This window comes from Undibacterium sp. GW821-FHT11H02, assembly GCF_058808015.1.
Genome location: NZ_JBXARG010000034.1, coordinates 1 through 21,394 on the forward strand (window position 1 = coordinate 1; position 21,394 = coordinate 21,394).

Sequence of the window (21,394 nt, forward strand, 5' to 3'; positions counted from 1 at the left end):
CACAAATGCTATCGCATCTTGCCCTCATCAACCGGTACCGTTCATAAATTGCACTTCATCCTAGAATTCGCCTTTATATAGTAAAATTTTTCTTTTATCTCAATTGGCTTACTTACTTAGTTAGCTTACTTCATAACGCACGTCACTCACGCCATCTTATGCAAAATTCCCCCAATATCTATCTAATCGCAGGAGCAAGTTTGACGACCCTTGCCGCGCTCTTGCATTTTGCTTGCATCTTGTTTGGTGCACCTTTATATCGCATACTCGGTGCCGGTGATGCAATCGCTAGGATGGCGGAGCGCGGACATGCCTATCCCCATTTGATGGCATTGTTGGTCGGCACTGCTCTCTTAGTCTGTGCGGCTTATGCTTTGTCGGCAGCCGGGGTGATAATACATCTGCCGTTCTTACCTTGGGTACTGTGTGGAATGATCGCGGTATTTGTTTTGCGTGGCGTGACTTTTCCATGGTTGATGCCATTCTTTCCTGGTAATAGCATGGTATTTTGGATCATCAGCTCAGGTGTCTGCTTGTTGATCGGTGCATTGCATTTAATGGGCCTACTTCAAGTATGGAGTCAACTGGTATGAAAAACGATCGTGTAGCTGCCTTATTGCAGGATTTGAGTTTAGTTAATCAGCATAACCATGAGCTGGTGCAAGCCGTACGTCAATTAGTTTTGGGCTTGGGAAAAGAGGTGACAGAAGAGGTCAAGTATGGCGGTATACTTTTTTCTGGGTCGCAGGCATTTTGCGGTGTCTTTGCTTATACCAATCACATTTCTTTAGAGTTTGGCGATGGTGCGAATTTACCTGATGCTTATGGTTTTTTGGAAGGCAAAGGCAAGCAACGCCGTCACATCAAACTCCATACCTTAGTTGAAATAGAAACCCGAAAAGTGGCGCATTATGTGCAATTGGCATTTGCAAAAAAAGTAGGCGTATCAATGTAAAATAAAACACTCTCGCAATAACTCTATTGGTTCACTATAGAAAGCAAAGGCTCAGGATGCCCAATGCCATAACCTTGAGCGTAATCGACCCCCATCGTACTCAGTAAATCGACTATCGCCTGATTTTCCGCGAATTCGGCGATGGTTTTCAGGCCCATCACATGCCCAATATTATTGATCGCATCGACCATCGCTGCATCGACCGTGTCGGTGATGATGTCTTTGACGAAACAACCATCTATTTTTAGAAAATCGACTGGCAGATGTTTGAGATAGGCGAATGAGGACATGCCGCTGCCAAAATCATCTAAAGCAAACTGGCAACCTTTTTCTTTCAATGTCAGTATGAAGGCTCTCGCATTCAAGAGATTAGCGATGGCGGCGGTTTCGGTTATTTCGAAACAGATGCTGGCCGGCCGCGCTCCTGAAATATTTAGTTGTTCGCATATATATGCCAGCACTTTTTCATCATTTAGGCTGCCGCCTGACAGGTTGATAGAAAACAAGGCGTGTTCGGGCTGGTCTAATTGAGCGATATGAGCAAAGGCATTGCTGATCACCCAGCGGTCAATTTCTGGCATCAGTCCATAACGCTCGGCAGCCGGAATAAATGCCATAGGAGGGATGATTTTTCCCTCATGATCGATTAGTCTGAGTAAAATTTCTGCGTGTGCAGTGGATACTTGCGTCTGATGTAGTGGGACGATTTTTTGTACATACAGAGCCAAGCGGTTCTCGCTAAGCGCACTACAAATTTTGGTGTACCAATCGAGTTCACCACGTCGCTTGTTAATGGCATTGTCTTCTGATTGATACACATGAATGCGATTGCGTCCCAGGTCTTTTGCGGTGTAACAAGCCGAATCGGCGAACCGCAAAATCTCGTTGACACCTTGCTGTTCGGCCTTGATGCCACCAAAGTTGACTAAGCCTATGCTGACGCTGATAGGGAAGGTTTTATTGTCCCAGCTAAAGTGAAAATCACTGATGATATTGCGTAATTTTTCTGAAATTTGTAGCGCAATGTGGGGAGGGCAAGATTCTAGTAATACGCCGAATTCGTCACCACCTAAGCGCGCCAGAGTGTCATTGGCGCGCAGAGCCAGACGTAATAAGCTGGTGATTTGTCGCAGTAGTTCATCGCCCGCATTGTGGCCGCAAGTGTCATTGACGATTTTGAATTGATCCAAATCTAAGTAAGCCAGCGCGTGTTGCTGATCTTGTAGTACGGTACTTTGTACTGCCTTTTCCAGACGCCTTTCAAATTCGCGGCGATTGACTAAATCGGTAAGCGCGTCATGGGTTGCTTGGTAGGTCATTTCATCCGCCAGTCGCTTGGTTTCACTGACATCGTGGAAGACTAAGACCGCACCTATGATTTCATTATTTCTATCGTACATAGGTGCGCTGGAATCTTCGATGGAATAGGTTTTTCCATTACGACTGATTAATGCGCTTTGATGTGCGAGCCCGGACACTTGTCCTGTTCTTAAGGTGGTTTCTATCGGTGAGGCAGCGCTTAATTTGCTCTCTTCATTGATCAGTATCAGAACCATCGCGGCTGGCATGCCCAATGCTTCTGCACAAGTCCAGCCAGTTTTTCGTTCAGCGACCGGGTTGAGATAAGTGATATTGCCTAACTTGTCAGTGGTGATCACACCGTCGCCTATGGAGTTGAGAGTCACTTCCAGGCGTTGCTTTTCTTTGAATAATTCGGCCGCATGTATTTCGAGTTCGCGCTTGGCGCTTTCCATTTTTGCATAGGCGACGGCCAACAGATTTTCATTGTTTTTCAGGCGCGTTTCTACTTGGTGGCGTTCCAATGCCATTTGTATCGTGGCATGTAACTCTCGCTCTGAAAATGGTTTGACCAGATAACCGTAGGGCTTGCTTTCGCGCGCTCTTTGTAAGGTACTCTCTTCTGAGTAAGCTGTCAGAAAAATGACCGGCAAGTCAATCTTTGCTGCCGTATCTATGCCGTCGATATCTCCCGAAATATTAATATCCATTAGCACAATATGGGGCAGGGTATCTTGTATTGCTTGGATGGTTTGTTCGCACGATGCAGCCACTCTAGGGACATCATAGCCTAGCCTTATCAGTCGACGTTGTAAGTCAAGCGCGACGATACTTTCATCTTCAACAATTAAAACTCTGGTTAGCATAATGTGACCTTGGTCGGCGTTCAGTCTATCGGGATTCAATGTTCGGATAAGGGGAAAGCTAGTGCAAATTGCGTAGGCTGACAGCGTTGTATCGTAAGCGTGCCATTCAGTTGCTGCGACAACAAATTGACCAACCTCAGCCCCAAAGTTTCTATCGTGTTCAAATTGAGATCTTCATCTATACCGGTGCCGGTATCACTGACCACTAGCAGAGCTTGTAATCTGTCTGGGGTCGACAAAGACACTGTGATGTGCCCATGATCGCTATCGACAAAGCCATGTTTAAGGGCATTGGTGATCAGCTCGTTGATGAGTAGGCCACAAGGTATGGCAGAATTAATCGGTAGGTATACCGAGCCAGCATCAATGCTGACCTGAATGTTTTTTCCGCGGTCGGCATAGGCACTGACCAAAGGCGGCACCAAGGCTTCTAAAAAATCCCCAAAATCAACTCGCGAAAAATTATTCGATTGATACAGTGTTTGGTGAATCAGTGCCATCGACTGTATGCGGTTTTGACTATCGACCAGCATATTCCTGACGGCCTCATCGCTGATCATCGATGACTGCAAGCTGAGTAAGCTATGAACGACTTGCAAATTATTTTTGACCCTATGGTGGATCTCGCCTAGTAGCAGATCTTTTTCTTTTAAGGCCTCTTGTATGCGTTGTTCTTTTTGTTTGCGGTCTGAGATATCGACGATGGATGATAGAACCATCATGCCATCCTCGGTCTCGATAGGATTTAAACCAATTTCAATCGGGAATTCGCTACCATTTTTACGCCGGCCAAACAGGTCGCGCCCGGCACCCATAGGGCGTGATTGCAGGTCACCAAAAAACATCTGTCGTTTGTTGGGGTGATCATGGCGGAAACGTTCTGGCACCAGGATTTCAATTAAGTGCCCTAACATTTCTTCTCTGGTATACGCGAACAAGTGTTCGGCCTGGGTGTTGACCATTTCTATCCGGCCTTGGGAATTCACCATCACCATGGCGTTTGGTGCCGACTCAACAACGCGTCTAAACCTTTCTTCTAAACGCTTACGTTCGGAAATATCAACGATTGATGACAGCACCATCATGCCTTCATCTGTCTCTATGGGATTAAGTCCAATTTCAACCGGAAATTCACTGCCGTCCTTACGTCTGCCATAGAGGTCGCGGCCAGCACCCATGGGACGTGATTGCGGTGCATGCAGGAACATACTGCGTTTCTCGGGATGTCCGTGGCGGTAACGATCTGGCACTAAGATCTCAACTTTTTGGCCTAGCAACTCAGAACGGCTATAAGCAAACAAGCGCTCAGCTTGCGCATTGACCATCTCTATTGAACCAGCACTATTGATCATGACCATTGCATTCGGTGCTGACTCCACGACGCGGCGAAAACGCTCTTCCATGCGTTTGTGTTCGCTCATGTCTTTTACCGTGTTGCTATAGCCTAGCAGATCACCACTCGCGCTAAATAAGGGAGCCAACACGATGTTCGCCCATAATTTGCTACCCTCCTTGCGGCGACACCAAGCATATTCCTCTTGTGAATGGGTCAGGGGTGGCAGGCGCGAGGCGGACTCCATCAGCTTTTGCAGCATGCCACGCAAGTCGGTTTCCTCAGCGTAGAGCAAAGCGCAATGTTGCCCTAAGACTTCGTCCTTGGTATAGCCGATGATTTTCGCCGCACCCGCATTCCAACTACGAATGCGACCCTCCAAATCAAGCATGATGATGGCATAGTCTTCGATATTGTCGACTAATGAACGAAATCGACTATTGTTCGCATCACTGAGTTCCCAATCATGCGCTTTTGTGTTTGACATGAGGCTGCCTTTATAAGCTGTATACCCCTTTCAAGCAAAAGCTGTGCCTTGTGTGTCCGTATGGAAATATTCGTATGGGCATTATGTTAATACGCCCAAAATTTGAGTGCCAAAATTGATCATTGGCTTGAATTGACGATGGATGCCGCACGCTTAGGCACCGTTCGCACTTGGTAAATTTGACTAGCTTTCGGTGGATGCAAGATGGGCATTGCAAAGTCAAAATTACGTGTAAAAAAATAGTTTTACATGTAATTGGAATTTGCTCTTCATAGTATGGGGCGCAAGGGTAGCAATTGCATCATCCAAACTTTGAAACGCTTGCCACGATCGACGAATTGATCTGGATCTTCACTTTGTGCGTTCCAGCTATTGCCCGCTTTCATATCTTCACGAATCGCATTTCCTAGTTGAGTGGCGAGTTGTTCGTTGTGAATAACAACACCGACTTCGGTATTCAGGTTTTCGGAGCGAGGATCAAAATTAAAGGTGCCTATGTAAGCAATTTTGCCATCGATCACCATGGATTTTGCGTGCAGACCGAAGACTGCAGGTTTGAATTTGTCGATCACGGGTGAGGTCAGGAGTTTGCCACGACTTTCGGCATCGGGGCGAAATTCAAAAATTTGCAGACCCATCTTAAGCAATTCTTCGCGCTGATTGCGATAGCCGCTGAAGGCTTGCAGATTATCTGTCGATGCCATGGAATTGGTATTGACGATGATTTTGACACCGCGTTTTAAGGTCTCTTGCAATAAAGCCTTCGCTTTGTCAGATAGGACTAAATACGGTGATTGAATGATGATTTCTTTTTGTGCGCCGCGTACCAATGCGGCCAGGGCGCGTGAGCTATCGCCGCTTCCTTGTAAACCGCCTTGACTATTCTTGCCTGGGGTATCGTGGATAAAATCGACTTTAGTCCATACCATTTCTTGTGCGATGCGTTCAAATGATTGTGGAATATTGCGTATGGCCTGCTTTAATTGCGGATCGAAGTTGTCATCTTGATTCGCGTAGATATGCAGTTGTTGGTAAATAGTTTGCACTTCTTGATCACTGACATCGACCGAGCTTTGCATAAAGCGATGCTGGGCAAAAATGGTTTCGACCGGCACGCTCAAGTCATGCTTCCAAAAATTTTCAAAATTGTTTTTTACTTCAGTCACCGCCGTGCCAAGAATCAAGGCATCACGGTCACGAAAATTGGACTCGTGATGAAAATTAAAATATTCGCTCGCCATATTTCTACCACCAGTGATGGCAACGACACCGTCTACCACAAACACTTTGTCATGCATGCGTTGGTTAGCCGATTTGAAGTCCGTGATGATATTCCACATGCGTTGTCCGAGATTGCTACCGACGCGGTGCTTAGGATTGTAAATGCGAATTTCAACCTCGGGATGTTTGGCCAGTGCCAATAAAGTCTTATCGGCGGCATCAATTAATAAGTCATCCACGATGACACGCACTTTCACACCACGATCGGCAGCTCGTATCAATGCCTCAGACGCGAGTATGCCAATATTGTCGGTGCTCCAAATGAAGTATTGCACCTCGATGCTAGTTGTTGCGTGGTCTGCCAACCAAGCGCGTGCCAGCAAGGCCTCTATGCCATTTTCTAAAATATAGGCGCCAGTGGCTTGTGGATGGGATGCGGTGATGTCGTTTATGTAGGCCGGCAGGGACCAGTTCTTAGTATGCTCTCCCGTGGGCAAAGGCAATTTAAATTCCGCACTCGCCATCGGTGCATCGATCAGTTTGACGCTTTCATAAATCGCTTTCGCTTCTGGCGTTGGCCTATCCAGATACCAAAAAAGCACCAGCAGACCGAAGATGACGAAATTGAGTTTGAGTTTTTTTGCGGGGGTCATAGTGAGACTTGTGCTTGGCGTGAACAGTGCATGTATTTTAAAGTTCTTTCCGATGCAAGGTAATCACTTTCGTCGATTCGATGTTCAGTCAAAAAAATGCCGGCGTTTATGCCGGCATCATTAAGCTTTAATTTCGTTTATTCAGTAATACCCCATTGCGACAACATCCAGGCGAAATTAAATGCACCTTCTTTAATCGCGTCATAGCGACCAGATGCACCACCATGGCCTGCTGCCATATTGGTTTTTAAGAGCAGGGGATGGTTGTCGGTTTTGTGCGCGCGCAGTTTGGCGACATATTTTGCAGGTTCCCAATACATCACCTGGCTATCATTCAGTCCCGTTGTTACCAACATCGCCGGGTAAGATTTCTTCTCGATATTATCGTAGGGCGAATAGCTGCGCATGTAGTCATAAGCTGCCTTATTGTTTGGGTCGCCCCATTCCAGATATTCGCCTGTGGTTAATGGCAAGCTGGCATCCATCATGGTATTCATCACGTCCACAAACGGTACGGCTGCGTGTACGGCTTTGAATAAGTCGGGGCGCATATTCACGACCGCACCCATCAATAAACCACCAGCACTGCCACCTTGAATAATTAGCTTGTCTTTACTAGTCCATTTTTCCTGAATCAAATACTCGGCAGCCGCGATAAAGTCGGTGAAGGTATTTTTCTTCTTCATTAACATACCATCCTCATGCCAACGCTCACCCAGGTCGGTGCCACCACGGATATGTGCTTGCACATAAATCACGCCACGGTCCAGCAAGCTCAGGCGGGAGAGGGAGAACGTCGCTTCAGTGGAAATGCCATAGCTGCCATAAGAGTAGAGTAGGGTAGGTGCCGTACCATCAAATTTCACGCCTTTTTTATACACGGCCCAGAGTGGTACTTTGACACCATCTTTAGCGGTCGCCCATAAACGGCGTGCTTCATATTTGCTGGCGTCAAAACCGCCGACCACTTCTTGTTGTTTCAAAATAGTCCGTTCACCAGTCGCCATATTCACATCCATCACCATCGGTGGTGTGGTGGGTGACTGGTAGGACATGCGTAATTTTTGCGCCGTGTATTCCGGTGTGCCAGCGCTGCCTGCTAAATACACTTCATCGTTGAACTGTACGTTTTTCCATTGCTTGGTTTTGAAATGGTAGATACGAGTACGATTTAAGGCTTTGGTCTTTTCAGTCACCGCTAAGAAATCACGGAACACTTCGTAATTGCCGATCAACACATCGTCACTATGCTTAACGATTTCTTTCCAGTTTTTCTCTGCAACTTTACCGACTGGCGTGCTCACGATACGGAAATTTTTTGCGTTCTTATTGGTGCGTATGAATAAATTGCCTTCGCGATGATCAACGCTGTAGCGATGTCCTTTGGTACGACCAAGCACTGTTTTGAATTCATCAAGCGGGCGGTCAGACGGAATCATCCAGATTTCACTGGTGTCCGTGGCGAAGGCCTGTAATTGTATGAATTTTCTATCATGTGTAGTGCCTACACCGATACCAAATTGCTCGACTTTTTCATGATAAATCTCTTGTGCTTTAGCGCCTAATTGAAAGCGGAACAAGCGATCAGAGCGCTTAGTCGTGGCATCTTCCTGCACATAAAATAGTGTCTTATTGTCCGCTGCCCAAGCCATGCTGGTAACGCGTTCAGCAGTATCACTTAAGAGCTCACCGGTTTTCAAATCTTTAATTTGTAATTTGAATTGACGATAACCGGTGGTGTCCGTCAGATAAGCGAGGTAACGGTCATCGGGGCTAACCGATGTCCCTGCGACCATAAAGAATTTTTGCCCTTTAGCCAGTTCGTTTTGGTCTAAGAGAATTTCCTCTGCCGCTTTTTCATCGTAATTCATTTGTGCGTCAGCCAGACGGCGGCAATTGATGCCATATTGCTTACCGGCTTCGGTGCGTGAGTAGTAATAGTACTTGCCGCGACGAACTGGTACCGATAAATCGGTTTCCTTCATGCGGCCTTTGGTTTCGGCGAATAATTTATCAGCCAAAGCCTGCACGCCTGAGGTCATCGCGCTGGTGTAGGCATTTTCTGCATTCAGGTAGTCGATGACCTTAGGGTCTTCTTTTTTTTGTAACCAGCGATAGTCATCGGTGACAGTCTCGCCATGACGGACTTCTGACCAAGCTGCTTTTGCAGCGATTGGCGGCACCGGAGTACTGGCTGCAGGCGTCGCGGTTTGGGCGAAGGCCGATTGTTGTGTTGTTATTGCCATCAATATGCTCGCGCCTAAGGCCGGCCAATTTTTAAGGGACATGAGATTCCTTGTAATAAGAACAGTGAGAGGGGCATCTTATGAGAATTTCTTTTTAAATTCAATAACAATGACAGGTGTTTAATAAACTGGTCGTGTTGCGCTCGACAGGGAAATCGTATGAACGTATTTAATCGAATGGAAAATAATAGCGTTAGCCGCAGAGGCGCAGAGCGCGCAGAGAAAGGCGAAAATAAGTTTTCCTCTGTGCTCTCTGTGCCTCTGCGGCAAGGTTTGAATGATATTTTGACGCTTTTTTTTTGAGGTTTTTTCTTGCCGTTTTCTTCGTGCAATTGCACTGATACGCTTGATTGTCTGCACTTAAAAATGATAATCGGCGCGTAGCATAGGTGTTTTTGCGACATAGCCTTTGCCACCAGTATTGCTTGCAGTGTTGCCGAACTTGTTGTTCCAGTATTGGTAGGCAATGCCCAGGCGTAAGGTCTTGGGTTTGCTTGCCGTGATAGCACTGATATCCCACATCAATTGCATGTCGATATTGGTTTCGGCACCTGTGTCATTGCCGACTTCGCTTTTTCCCTTACTCGCAATGAAATTGGCAAAGCCCTCGAAGGCAAGCGTTTCGTTGACAGGCAAACCCCAGCTCATGGTCAGCATAGGGTGCACCTTATAGGTGTAGCGACTCTTTATATTGGAGATAGGCGGAAAAGCGCCGCTGGGTGCATTGCTTTCGTGTAGTAAGACCAGGCTGGTATTCAAGAAGCCTGGTACATCCCACATCAAAGTCGGCCCCAAGACCAACATCCGTTTGCGCGAGTTATAGCCGACATCATTTTTGGTATTCCAATCAAAACCAGCGGTGATGCCTATACCACGCACCGCGCCGAATTTCATCTCTTTGCCACTGATTTTCCCCAAGTCTAAAGTATGCCGATAGACGATGTAGGCTTCTTGTGCGCCGCTACTTTGATTGAGCGAGGCAGGATCTTTGCTATCCGATTGCAGCAAATCGATATTGAGGAAATTGCCGCCATATTGATAGCCACTAACATGGGTGAAACCCAGAATATTCTTGCTTATTGTCTGAGCATTGAACGGTTCGCGAAATTGATTGCCAGTGCGAAAACTGATGGAGGTATCACTCCAATCGGCGGCTTGCACTGACGCGCTCCAGCAAGTAGTGTAAATGCCGCAAGCCGCGATGGCAGACAGACCCAAAATCCTGGCGCAAGCTGATTCGTTTTTCATTTTTACCTCCAATTAATTGATTAACGTAAGCGTTTCACAGACGACCTGAGTGAATTTGTTTTATGGTGTTCATTCAAGCTCGCATCCAGTTTGAATGCGCTGACTACTTCGGCCAGTTTGGCTGCTTGTTCTTGCAGTGAACTCGCGGCAGCAGCGGCTTGTTCTACTAAGGCAGCGTTTTGTTGAGTCGCATCATCCATTTCGGTAATGGCTTGATTGACGTTGGTAATACCTTCATCTTGTTCATGACTGGCAATAGCGATCTGACTCATAAGCTCTGCCACTTGTTGCACAGAGCTGACGATCTGTGCCATGGTGGTACCTGCGCTATCGACTAATTTACTACCAGCATCGACTTTACTGACCGAGTCATCAATCAGGCTCTTGATTTCCTTGGCGGCGCTGGCCGAGCGTTGTGCCAGACTACGTACTTCAGACGCTACCACAGCGAAACCGCGCCCTTGTTCGCCAGCCCGTGCAGCCTCCACCGCAGCGTTTAATGCCAGAATATTCGTTTGGAAAGCGATACCATCAATCACGCCAATAATGTCGACGATCTTGCGCGAGCTTTCTGAAATTGAACCCATGGTGGTGACAACCTGTCCCACCACATCCCCCCCTTTGACGGCGTAACTAGATGCGCTGGCGACTAATTGATTGGCTTCATTGGCGTTGGCTGCGTTTTGTTTTACTGTCGCGGTCAGTTGCTCCATGGCTGCAGCGGTTTGCTCTAAATTGGAGGCTTGATTTTCAGTGCGATTCGATAAATCCATATTGCCAGTAGCAATTTCACTTGATGCCTCGGCGATGGTTTCTGTACTGGCGCGTACCTCGCTGATGGTACGGTTGAGCGACGCGACGAAGCGATTAAATGCATCCGCCAGCATACCGACTTCATCTTCACTTTCTACTGGCATGCGACGACTCAGGTCGCCATTGCCATCAGCGATTTCACCTAACATGGTGGCGGCACGACCAACTGGTGCAGCAATGGCGGCACTGATCCATAAAATCACTAACAAACCAACACCACCGCCAACCACACCAGCGATAATGGCTGACCAACTGACTGATTGCATCACTTTACCTATGACTTCGCTCTCCGGTACTTCAGCGATCACATATACATCTAATTCAGGTACAAAGGAGGAGACGACGATTTGTTTGCCTGAAGGAGATGAATAAGTCGTGTGATAAAAAGGCTTTGCACTCAGGAGATTCTTGGTTAATTGTTCTGAAAATCCCGGCAGCTTATTGAGATTGGAACGGGCTTCTACCAAGGCTGCATCGCGATGTATCATCAAGGTGCCATTGGCGCGTGTCAGATAGACAAATCCAGAATTACCGACCTTGTAATTTTTAATGGCATCAGCGAGTTTGCTGACGGATAGCCCTATGCCGGCATAGCCCGCTTTGCCATTGCCCGCATCGAATCTGGCATTGATAAACAGCATATAGCTGTCGCCACCTTTGTCTTTATCAATATCGAGGGTATAAGGTTTGCTACTGGCCATTAAGTCAAAAAACCATTTGTCGGACGAATCGGTTTTACTCAAAGTCCTCTCCAATCCTTTTTGTGTGTAGTATTTTCCCGTTTCACCGGAGACCCAAAACACACTGGCGGCCTGCGTTTTACTTTGCAAATTTTTTGCATAGCGCTGCCATGCACTTGCGCCTTCTTCGCTCAGTCCATTGGCTTCCCAATCTTGCAGGAAAGTATTGTTGGCAATGCCTATTGAGCTTGCTAATGGAGCCCCTATCTGGCGCAAAATATCATTGCGAATTTCACCGACCACGGCAGGCAGTTCCTGCTCCACCGCGCGTTCACGTACGGTGTTACCGATCATGATAAAACTCAGGCTGGTCGAAATTACCAAGAACAATATTAGGCACGCAGCCATACCAGCCAGTAATTTTTTTCGTATTGATAGATTGCGGAAGGTAAACATAGAAGCTCCTGATAAGTTCTGTTAACTACTTCTGAAGATGAAATTGCTAATCTGACTGATTATGATTCAATGTTGCTGCATTCTTTTACGTTCTTACGTTTTCAACGACGGCTCTAAAGGTAAAATTAGCGTGAAACACACGCCTCTTCCCTCCATGCTTTCCAGCTCAATGACGCCTTGTAGCGGGCCAGTCACCAGGTTGTAACAGGTGGTCATCCCCAGTCCGCTAGTGCCCTGACCTAGTCTTGTGGTGAAGAAGGGATCGAAAATATGTTTGCTGACTTCTTCGCTCATGCCTTTGCCATTGTCTTTGTACGTCAGATTTAATTTATTGTCGAATAAATGGGCGTTGATTTGAATCTGTCCATGTTCTATGTGTTCGAAACCGTGGGTAATCGAATTACTGATCAGACTTTGGAAAATTTGCGCTAAGGCTTCTGGATAGCTTTCGATGTCCCAGTTCTTGGGTAGATCTAGCTTTATCTGATGTGCCGTGTTGTGTAGCTTGGCATTGGCATCGGCCACGATATTGCTTAAGGTATCGTATAAGTTAATGCGCCGTTTTTCCAGGCCAGAATGTAAGGCGGCGATTTGCTTAAAACTGTTGACCAGCTCAGATGCGCGTTGCAATCCACGATCAATGATACTCATGGCGTTTTTGGTGGTAATTACAAAGGCCGTTAATTCACTGCGGCGCAATGGCGTACTAAGGTGCAATTTGGGTTCGAAATTTGATGCGGCGTGTTCTTGTGTCGTAACTGCCGCGATGCAATTACCTATCGGTGTGTTTAATTCATGAGCCACCGCTGCAACGATAGCGCCCAGGGCAGCCAATTTTTCTGACTGTACCAACTTGGCTTGGGTTTGCTGCAAATTCTCTAAAGCGTCTTGCAATTGCTGAGTACGTTCTTGCACGCGCAGATCTAATTCTTGATTGAGTTTGATTAAATTTGACTCGGCTTCAATTTGAGCACTGATGTCACGCGCTATGCCCAAGAAACCAACATGTTCCCCATTCTCATCGAGGACTAGACTGACTACGAGTGATACCAGAAATTGTGAACCGTCCTTGCGCACGAAAGTCCAGTTACTGACGCTAGTGCCATTGTCGCGCGCAATGGCCACAAAGGCTTCGAAACCCTCGACAGGGCGGCCTAAGTAATGAGTCAAATTTTCTGCTTGTACCCGCACCTCTTTTTCTACATGCCAAATTTCCGGGGACTTACCTATGACTTCATCGACCGAATAGCCAAGCATGATTTCTGCGCCACGATTAAATGTCGTGATGCGGCCATGTTGATCGGTCGAGATTATTGCAAATTCGATGGCAGCATCGAGCAGAGATTGCAGATCCGAAGTGCTTTTGCGGACTTTTCCAACTAATAGGGATTGTGCGTGCTCTAACAGCTTTGTGGTCTGTTCTAGTGTCGCTGTGCGATCTCTTAGCTCAAGCTCGCGCTTACGTAAGTGCTGATAATGGCACACTCGGTTAAGTAACATGCCGTCGTCAATCGGCTTGCTCAGGTAGTCAACTGCACCCAAAGCGTAACCACGCTGCATGAACGCCTCACTGGTAAACACGGCGGTGAGAAATACGATAGGAATGTTGCGGGTCTTTTCTATCATTTGCAAATGTTGAGCGGTTTCGTAGCCATCCATCACCGGCATTTGCACATCGAGCAAGACCAAGTGTACATCACGTGCCAGGCAAATCTGCAATGCGGCTTCACCAGTTGTCGCCTCGACTAATTCTACCTCTGGCAATTGTGAGAGCAAGGCATGAAGTGCAAATAGATTATTTGGATTGTCATCAACCATCAAAATCAAAAATTTTTCACTCATTTCGAGTCCCTTCTTGCAAGCGATAGATGTCGCTATTTTCTAGGAATGGAACAAAGCCGTTTTGGCGTGCCAGGTGACGAATTCCATCCTGAGGTCCTAAGACTAGTATCCCATCTCTATGCAGAGAGCGGGAAAATTGTTGCAATATCTTATTTTGCAAGGCGGTATCAAAATAGATCATGACGTTGCGGCATACGATGAGCTGAAACTCGTTGAAGATGCCACCATTGGCTAAAGAGTGTGGATAAAACAGGGGCACATCACGCAAATGATCGTTCATCTTTAGATAATGCTTTTTGTTTTCTATATGTGAATCAATAGAGCGACTCCCCCCACTCTTGAGATAGTTATTATTGATCGCGTCGAGTGCGGAAAGCGGATATAAACCAGATTTGGCCACTTCTAGAAAGTAATGATTGATATCGGTAGCAAATAATCGACTTCTGCTGTTGAGCCCCATTTCCTCTAGCAAAATTGCCAGAGAATAGGCTTCTTCTCCAGTCGAGCATCCTGCAGACCAGATCTTAATTATGGGAAAACTCTCCAGATAGGGCAGGACATGTTCGCGTAGGTCTAGTAATTGTTCAGGGTGGCGAAAAAAGTCCGTTACTCCCACAGAAATTTCCGCTACCAGGCGCATAAATTGTCCTGGATCGGAAAATACTGCGCGTTGGAAATCACAAAACTCAGGTAAGCCGAAACTCTGCATTAAGTTGAACAGCCGACGTTCCAGGCTAGCGCGTTGATAGCCGCGTAAATCGTAGGCATATTCTTGCCATAAAGCGTCTAAAAAAATTTCCAGTGGCTGACCTTGCAAGCGTCCGCTGGCCTTAAGTGCCGCCGCTTGTACCGTACTGGCGGCGATACTGGTAATCGCCCTATGTCGCAATACATGATCAAAGTTACCCGTTTTTTGTACCGCTTCTGGAAGGGCAGTTGCGATGCCGCATTCTTGCGGATCTTCAATGATGACACAAGCACCTTTTGCTTTCAGGGCATGGCAACCAGCCACGCCATCAGCACCAAATCCGCACAACAAAAGAGCCAGTGCATGTTTGCCGTATTCATCTGCTATCGATTCGAATAATGCATCGAGTGAAGGGCGGGCAAATTGAATTTTTTGATCACGAGTCAGATAGACTTTTCCATGTGCGACTTTCATATGGTGACCCGGTGGGGCGATATAGATCGTGCCAGCCTGTATAGTCATTAAATGCTGAGGCATGATGACGGCATACTCGGTTCTGACTCTTAAGAGCTGATCGAGTAAATTTTCTTCATGCTCTGAGACATGTTGGACTACAAAAATTGAGACTTCGGAGACGGGCAGGTTTTCTATAATGTGCAGAATTTTGTCTAGACTGTTCGCCGAACCACCAATAACGATAGCGCGACAGTCGGTCAGACTCGTCTGATTTTTTTTTGCTTGCATCTGACGCACAGCAAAGCCCAGGCGCATGAGGCTATGGCTGAGCAGGCTGCGATAGGTGACTATTTTGAGCGTGATGCGGCGTTCTATGCACAGTGCTAGCAGCGCAATGATGTTATTGGGAAGTATATCGGCATCATAAAACTCCAGATGCAAGGTCTCGCCACTTGGAAAGTTGCTGAGCAAGGTGATGAGCTCGGCCTGATCATCGGGCGAATGTAAACTGCCGAGCACGCCTATACTCGTTTGAGATCCTATGCGGCGCCGGGTGATGTTAATAGCGTTCCCCTAGGAAGTAGTGTGAGTCCATTTTTCTGCCATTGTAATCAGATCATCATAGTCCACAGGTTTGGATAGATAATCATTGGCACCGGCGTTGATGATATTTTGGCGGTCTTGTAGCATGGCTTTTGCGCTCAGCGCTACTATGCCCGTGTTACTAAATTTAGGGTTGGCGCGGATGCCAGCAATGGCTTGATAGCCATCCATTTCCGGCATCATAATGTCCATAAAAATCAATCCCACCTGATTTTTTTCTAAGACTTCTAATGCCTGACGACCATTGACTGCGGTGACGACTTTGGCACCGTTTTGTTCCAGAGCTTGTGTCACCACGAACAGATTGCGCAGGTCATCGTCGACTACCAAAATAGTCGCACCCACTAAGCGTTTTTGATTGCTGGTGACGAGCTTACTATCCCTTAAATTGCGCCTGTTTTGATTGATGTTTTGCAGGAAATATTCAATATTGTCCAGCAAGCGCGCTGGTGAGCGCGATGTCTTGACAATAATGCTGTCAGAATAGGGACGCAAACGCGCTTCGGTCTCGTCGCTCAATGAGGCGCTGGAAAAAAACATCAACGCTAGTTCCGCCCGTGTCTGCCTTACTGTGGCGGCAAGTGTCATACCTTGCTCTACGCTTCTTCCAGTCAGGTCAATGATGCAGAGCGACCAAGGATAGTCTAAAAGAGTGTTGGTCAAACTAGCGGCAGAAAGCGCGTGCTCTGTCCATTCTTGAATTTTTTCTGGAATTGGTTTGTGCTCAAGTTGGAATAAATGCCGTACTTCGCTAGCGTCGATTCCGCCATTACTCAGGATCAAAATCGCATCGCTGCGTAGGTCTAGGAGCTCTGGCAGCAAGCGACGTTCGGCTTCGGCTAAGGCTTCACTGTCTATCGGTTTTTGTAAAAATCCCACGATGTCGTGTTGCTGCTGGATTTGATCGCGATCTCTGGCCGATACGATATAGACCGGTATTGCCGCTAACTCCTGGGTCGTTTTTAATTCCTGAAGTAGGCTGATGCCATCCATGTCCGGTAGACCCAGATCCAGCAAAATACCACCAGGGCGGTATTTCGCGGCGTATGCTAAGCCATCCGCTCCCGTCGTGGCCAGCAAGGTTTTATAGCCTAGACGGCGATTGATGTCGATCACAGCGACACCAAAGTCGTGGTCGTCGTCGATCAATAATATGACTTTGTCGCCAGCCTGTAAGTTTTCTCTATCGTCAGCATTTATAGCTTGCTGCGCTATGTCGGTACTTGCGCGGAGGTCTGATCCGGATAGCTTGGATTTTGGTAGTGGTGGTCGGGTCTGCGCTTGCGGCTGAATGATGGTGGATAATTGTGAACCGGTTTGTGTAGGGCTGCCCGACGAGGTGTCAGTGGCGGGGGGGACATTGGGTAAGCACAAGCAAAATGTGCTGCCTTGGCCCATCGTGCTTTTTAATTCTATGGTGCCGCCTAATAATTGCGCGATCCGCAGGCTAATTGTTAGTCCCAGGCCGGTGCCACCGTATTCGCGTGAGGTGGATCCGTCGCCCTGACGGAAAGCTTCGAAAATGGCTTGTTGGCGATCGAGTGGAATGCCTATGCCGCTGTCGATAACGGCAATGCGTATTGGTAAGCTATCTGTGGCTCTATAATCGATACGGAGTTTGACTTGTCCTTGCTTGGTGAACTTGAAGGCATTCGACAATAAGTTACGTAGTATCTGTGCCAACTTATCTTGATCAGTATGAATCTCGCCGGCATAGTTGTCTTCAATTTCAAACTTGACGCCGCGTTCTTCGGCAATAGCGCTGAACAAGTCTTGCAAGTTCTGAGTGAACGCCGAGCTTGAAAGTGAACTGGTACTCAATTCCATTCTGCCGGCCTCAATTTTGGACAAATCGAGTACATCATTAATCAGGCCTAAGAGATCACGTCCAGAACGATGGATGACTTCCGCTCGTTTTACGTCTTCTGCCAGTAAAGTCGCATCGGCGTTTTTCATCATCATTTTAGACAATAAGATGATGGCGTTTAATGGCGTGCGCAACTCGTGTGACATGTTTGCCAAAAACTCAGTTTTGTATTGACCAGACTGTTCTAACTGCTGTGCTTTGGCCGCGGTTTCTGCTTGAGCGAGACGCAGCGATTCATTGTTTTGCTCTAAGAGGCGCTGCTGTTCCTGCATCTGGTCATTGGTTTGCCTGAGTTCTTCACTTTGCTGTTGCAATTGCTGCTGCTGTTCTTCCATCTGGCTATTGGCCAATTGCAGGTACTCGCTTTGCGTGCGCGCTTCGAGCTCGGCTTTTTCGGCCACGATTAAGAGTTCGCGGATATTGCTTTGCTGTTCCGCGACATATAAATAGGAGGCGATTGTCTCGACCGCGTTACTTAGGAAGCGCACTTTGACTTCGTCGTAGCGTTCGACGCTGGCAAGCTCGATCACGCCAAGCAGGGTTTCATCGCGCAATAAAGGATAGGTATAAGTATAGAGTGGCTGAACACAACTCGTGCCCGTAACGATAGGGGCGCCGTCATTGTTTAGGGTGGTCAGAATGATAGGTTTGCGCTCACGTGCCACCTGACCTATAGCACCTTCGCCCAGTTGAAAGTGGCTGCCGACTTGATTACGCTCGGTGTACATATAACTGCCGAGTAAATCTAGTTGCTCTGTGCTTGGGCGCCATAGATACAATACGCCGCGACCTGCGTTCAGATAACGCCCTAAGCTGGCGATTGCAATATCCACTACTTGTTGTGAACTCAGGTCGCCGGTGAGTTGTTGGTTGAGTTGATTGATGCCGTCTTTCAACCAATTGCGTTCCTGGTCTTCTTTGCTTGCGAGACGTAAGAGATCAACCATGTTTTTAAATGCATGACCTAGGCGATCCGCATCAGAACGAGCGATGACTTCAACGCTGAGGTCGCCGCGCCCGACCTTATCAGCTTGGCGTGCTAAGACTTCTAAATTATCCCTCATGGTCTTGACGTTGGCGAGCAGGCTGTCCTCTTCTGCATGCTGCAAGTCCTGGCTGAAACGCAGATCGCCCTCAGCGATTTGTTTTACCAGTAGTGTCGCTGTTGCTGGTTCTCCACCTAAAATTTTGAGTATGGCGCGGCGGGTGAACATTCCTAATAAAAAGACGCCACCAATCAGGACGAATCCTAGCGCGGCTGAAACGAAAAGAGCGATGCGCTTGGTGGCCGTGCCCGCATCTGATGAGCGCTTGGCGAGTTCGATATTGTATTTAATATGCTCGTCAATGAGCACGGAGATTTGCTTCTCTAAAGCGACGGTTTGGGTTTGCGCTATCAATGCCCGCGTTTTGACTAAGTCCGCTTGGAGCTTACGAGATTCTGACAACATTGCTGGAAGAGTCAGCGCATATCGTTGCCAATGAGATTTGATCTCTTTCAGATAGTTGGCGTCTTTGTCATCAACCAAACAAGACTGGCCGCCACACCCGTTAAACTCATAACTATTGAGTTTGTCGTCGACTTGATTTTTGTAGTGAGTTAATTGGTTCTCAATCGCGCTGCTAGCGCTATCGTCGTCACTTAGAATATGGGTGCGTAATAAATTGCGAGTTTCCAATACGCCTTCACGTAATTCATCCAGAATCACCAGGCTGGGAACCACATTGGCATTGCCCGCATTGGCACTCTCATAAACGCGCTCGAGCATGTAAAGCAAAGTGCCTATGACGACCGTAATGCCAAAGACGATTACACCTGTCAGCAACATCATTCTTTGCGCAACTGTCATCATGCTCTCCCAAAGTCGATTTTTCTATTTTAGCGAGATATGGCGTATTTGCAATTGAGTGTTGTTTGAATGGAAAATTGAGAATCCAAACCGATTTAACTTGCATTTTGATCGTTTCGGTAAACGCATTTGGTAGATGAGCGTGCGATCGCCTGACCCAAAATTTTTTGCCTACCTAGATATAGTTCAATTCATTTTGGGTGAGGCTGCCAGTTTGCGCGTTAAACGCTTATTTTGTTGGGATGCGTGCCAATACTGCCAATAATAAATCCCAATATTGACCCACGGTTTTAATATTGACCATTTCATCGGGTCCATGTGGGAAGCGTATTGTCGGGCCAATTGATACCATATCGAGATGCGGATAAGGTTTTTTGAACAAACCACATTCTAAGCCTGCGTGTATCACCATGATCTCTGGCTCACGTTGATAAATGCTTTCGTAGGTCGCTTTTACGATGGCCATGACAGGTGAACTGTTGTCAGGTTTCCAGCCCGGGTAGCATCCTTCAAATTTGACTTCGGCACCCGCCAGATCGCACAGTGATTGCAAATGACTTTCAATATTCGCACGACCACTGTCTATCAAGGAACGCACCATGCAAATGAGGCTGATACTGTCTTCTAAAGTGCTGATTACACCCAGATTCAAGGAACTCTCGACTACGCCTGCGACTTCATCGCTCATGCGCATCACGCCGTTCGGGCAGCTATTGATCAGATTGATTAATTGTTGCTGCGCTCTGATTTGCAGAACTTGAGCGGGAGCTGCGGCGTCGCTGAGACTTAATTTGAGTGAAGGTTCAGTCGCGGCGAGTTCGGCTTGCAGGATAGCTTGATATTGCGCCACGCGTTGCTGCAATAATTCTAGTTTGTCGACTGGTAAAGTAAAACTGCATGAGGCTTCACGCGGTATCGCATTGCGCAAGGAACCACCTTGCAGATGACTGATCCTGAGGCCAAGTTCGCTCGCGTGGCCTGCAAAAAAACGTGCCAACAATTTATTCGCATTGCCGCGACCGAGATGAATATTGACACCGGAGTGACCACCTTTTAAACCCGAGATACTTAAGCTATAAGCGACATGCGTTGGATCGGCTTCTCGCCACTGCACGGGCAAATTGATTTTAGCGTCAACGCCACCCGCACAACCCATATAGATTTCGCCTTCTTGTTCTGAATCGGTGTTGATCAGAATTTCAGCTTCGAGTATGCCAGCCTGCAGGCCGAAAGCGCCGGACATGCCAGCTTCTTCATCGACGGTTAACAGTACCTCTAAAGGGCCGTGCGGAATATCGCTGGCACCTAAAATTGCTAGCGCAGAAGACATACCGATACCGTTGTCTGAGCCCAAAGTCGTGCCACGGGCTTTAACCCATTCGCCATCGACCCAAGCTTCAATAGGATCCTTGGTGAAGTCATGAACTTTGTCCGCATTTTTTTGCGGCACCATATCGAGATGCGCCTGGATCACGACAGTCTTGCGATCTTCCATACCGGCAGTGGCCGGTTTGCGAATAATTAAATTACCGACCTGATCGACGATTACCGCTAAGCCACGTTGTTTTGCCCAAGCTTGTATATGTGCACTTAATGCCGCTTCATGTTTGGATGGATGGGGTATTGCGCAGATTTGTGCAAACCACTGCCATAAAGGCTGTGGGTAGAGTTGCTGTAGGGGAGAGTCGGCGATGTGGTTCAGAATTGCGTTGGTCATAGCGTAAACAGAAGCGCAGTGCGCTTTTAAAAATGTGGAGGGCGGTAGTTTAGCATTACAGCCATTAAATTAGGCTTTCACCCCTCAACGCCGAGGCACTGAGGCCCCGAAATA

General features: G+C 47.3%; 12 protein-coding genes. 2 read left to right on the forward strand and 10 right to left on the reverse strand.

Annotated elements, in window-relative coordinates:
- The first annotated feature begins 158 nt into the window (after positions 1–158).
- Both AC1RR2_RS20495 and AC1RR2_RS20500 read left to right on the forward strand, forming a co-directional pair.
- Positions 159–593, forward strand: coding sequence for a hypothetical protein (locus AC1RR2_RS20495; RefSeq protein WP_493224141.1), 435 nt, complete (start codon positions 159–161; stop codon positions 591–593).
- A complete protein-coding gene (locus AC1RR2_RS20500) occupies positions 590–955 on the forward strand; it encodes a DUF1801 domain-containing protein (protein ID WP_493224142.1) in 366 nt (121 codons plus the stop codon). Before AC1RR2_RS20495 ends, AC1RR2_RS20500 begins: the two co-directional genes overlap by 4 nt.
- Before the next feature lie 23 nt (positions 956–978).
- Here the strand turns inward: AC1RR2_RS20500 and AC1RR2_RS20505 are convergent, their stop codons facing one another.
- The 10 genes from AC1RR2_RS20505 to AC1RR2_RS20550 form a co-directional block, all read right to left on the reverse strand.
- Positions 979–3,120 carry an EAL domain-containing protein gene (locus AC1RR2_RS20505; protein ID WP_493224143.1) on the reverse strand — a complete coding sequence of 714 codons (2,142 nt, stop codon included), beginning with the start codon at positions 3,118–3,120 and terminating at the stop codon, positions 979–981.
- 35 nt (positions 3,121–3,155) lie between these two features.
- On the reverse strand, positions 3,156–4,940 hold the full coding sequence (locus AC1RR2_RS20510; protein ID WP_493224144.1) for a PAS domain S-box protein: 1,785 nt from the start codon (positions 4,938–4,940) through the stop codon (positions 3,156–3,158).
- Positions 4,941–5,209: 269 nt separating this feature from the next.
- Positions 5,210–6,814, reverse strand: a complete 1,605-nt coding sequence (locus AC1RR2_RS20515) for a phospholipase D-like domain-containing protein (RefSeq protein WP_493224145.1) — start codon at positions 6,812–6,814, stop codon at positions 5,210–5,212.
- Positions 6,815–6,951: 137 nt separating this feature from the next.
- The gene (locus tag AC1RR2_RS20520; protein WP_493224146.1) at positions 6,952–9,102 is read right to left on the reverse strand and encodes a S9 family peptidase; all 2,151 of its coding nucleotides are present in this window, start codon (positions 9,100–9,102) and stop codon (positions 6,952–6,954) included.
- Positions 9,103–9,420: 318 nt separating this feature from the next.
- On the reverse strand, positions 9,421–10,308 hold the full coding sequence (locus tag AC1RR2_RS20525) for an outer envelope protein (protein WP_493224147.1): 888 nt from the start codon (positions 10,306–10,308) through the stop codon (positions 9,421–9,423).
- 20 nt (positions 10,309–10,328) lie between these two features.
- Complete coding sequence (locus AC1RR2_RS20530) at positions 10,329–12,257, reverse strand: methyl-accepting chemotaxis protein (RefSeq protein ID WP_493224148.1); 1,929 nt, start codon at positions 12,255–12,257, stop codon at positions 10,329–10,331.
- Positions 12,258–12,350: 93 nt separating this feature from the next.
- The gene (locus AC1RR2_RS20535; protein ID WP_493224149.1) at positions 12,351–14,099 is read right to left on the reverse strand and encodes a response regulator; all 1,749 of its coding nucleotides are present in this window, start codon (positions 14,097–14,099) and stop codon (positions 12,351–12,353) included.
- Positions 14,092–15,762 (reverse strand): chemotaxis protein CheB, encoded by a 1,671-nt coding sequence (locus AC1RR2_RS20540; RefSeq protein WP_493224150.1) that lies wholly within the window; start codon positions 15,760–15,762, stop codon positions 14,092–14,094. Before AC1RR2_RS20540 ends, AC1RR2_RS20535 begins: the two co-directional genes overlap by 8 nt.
- A gap of 54 nt (positions 15,763–15,816) precedes the next feature.
- A complete protein-coding gene (locus AC1RR2_RS20545; protein WP_493224151.1) occupies positions 15,817–19,563 on the reverse strand; it encodes a response regulator in 3,747 nt (1,248 codons plus the stop codon).
- Between the two features lie 229 nt (positions 19,564–19,792).
- Positions 19,793–21,280 carry an aminoacyl-histidine dipeptidase gene (locus AC1RR2_RS20550; protein ID WP_493224152.1) on the reverse strand — a complete coding sequence of 496 codons (1,488 nt, stop codon included), beginning with the start codon at positions 21,278–21,280 and terminating at the stop codon, positions 19,793–19,795.
- Between the last annotated feature and the right edge of the window lie 114 nt (positions 21,281–21,394).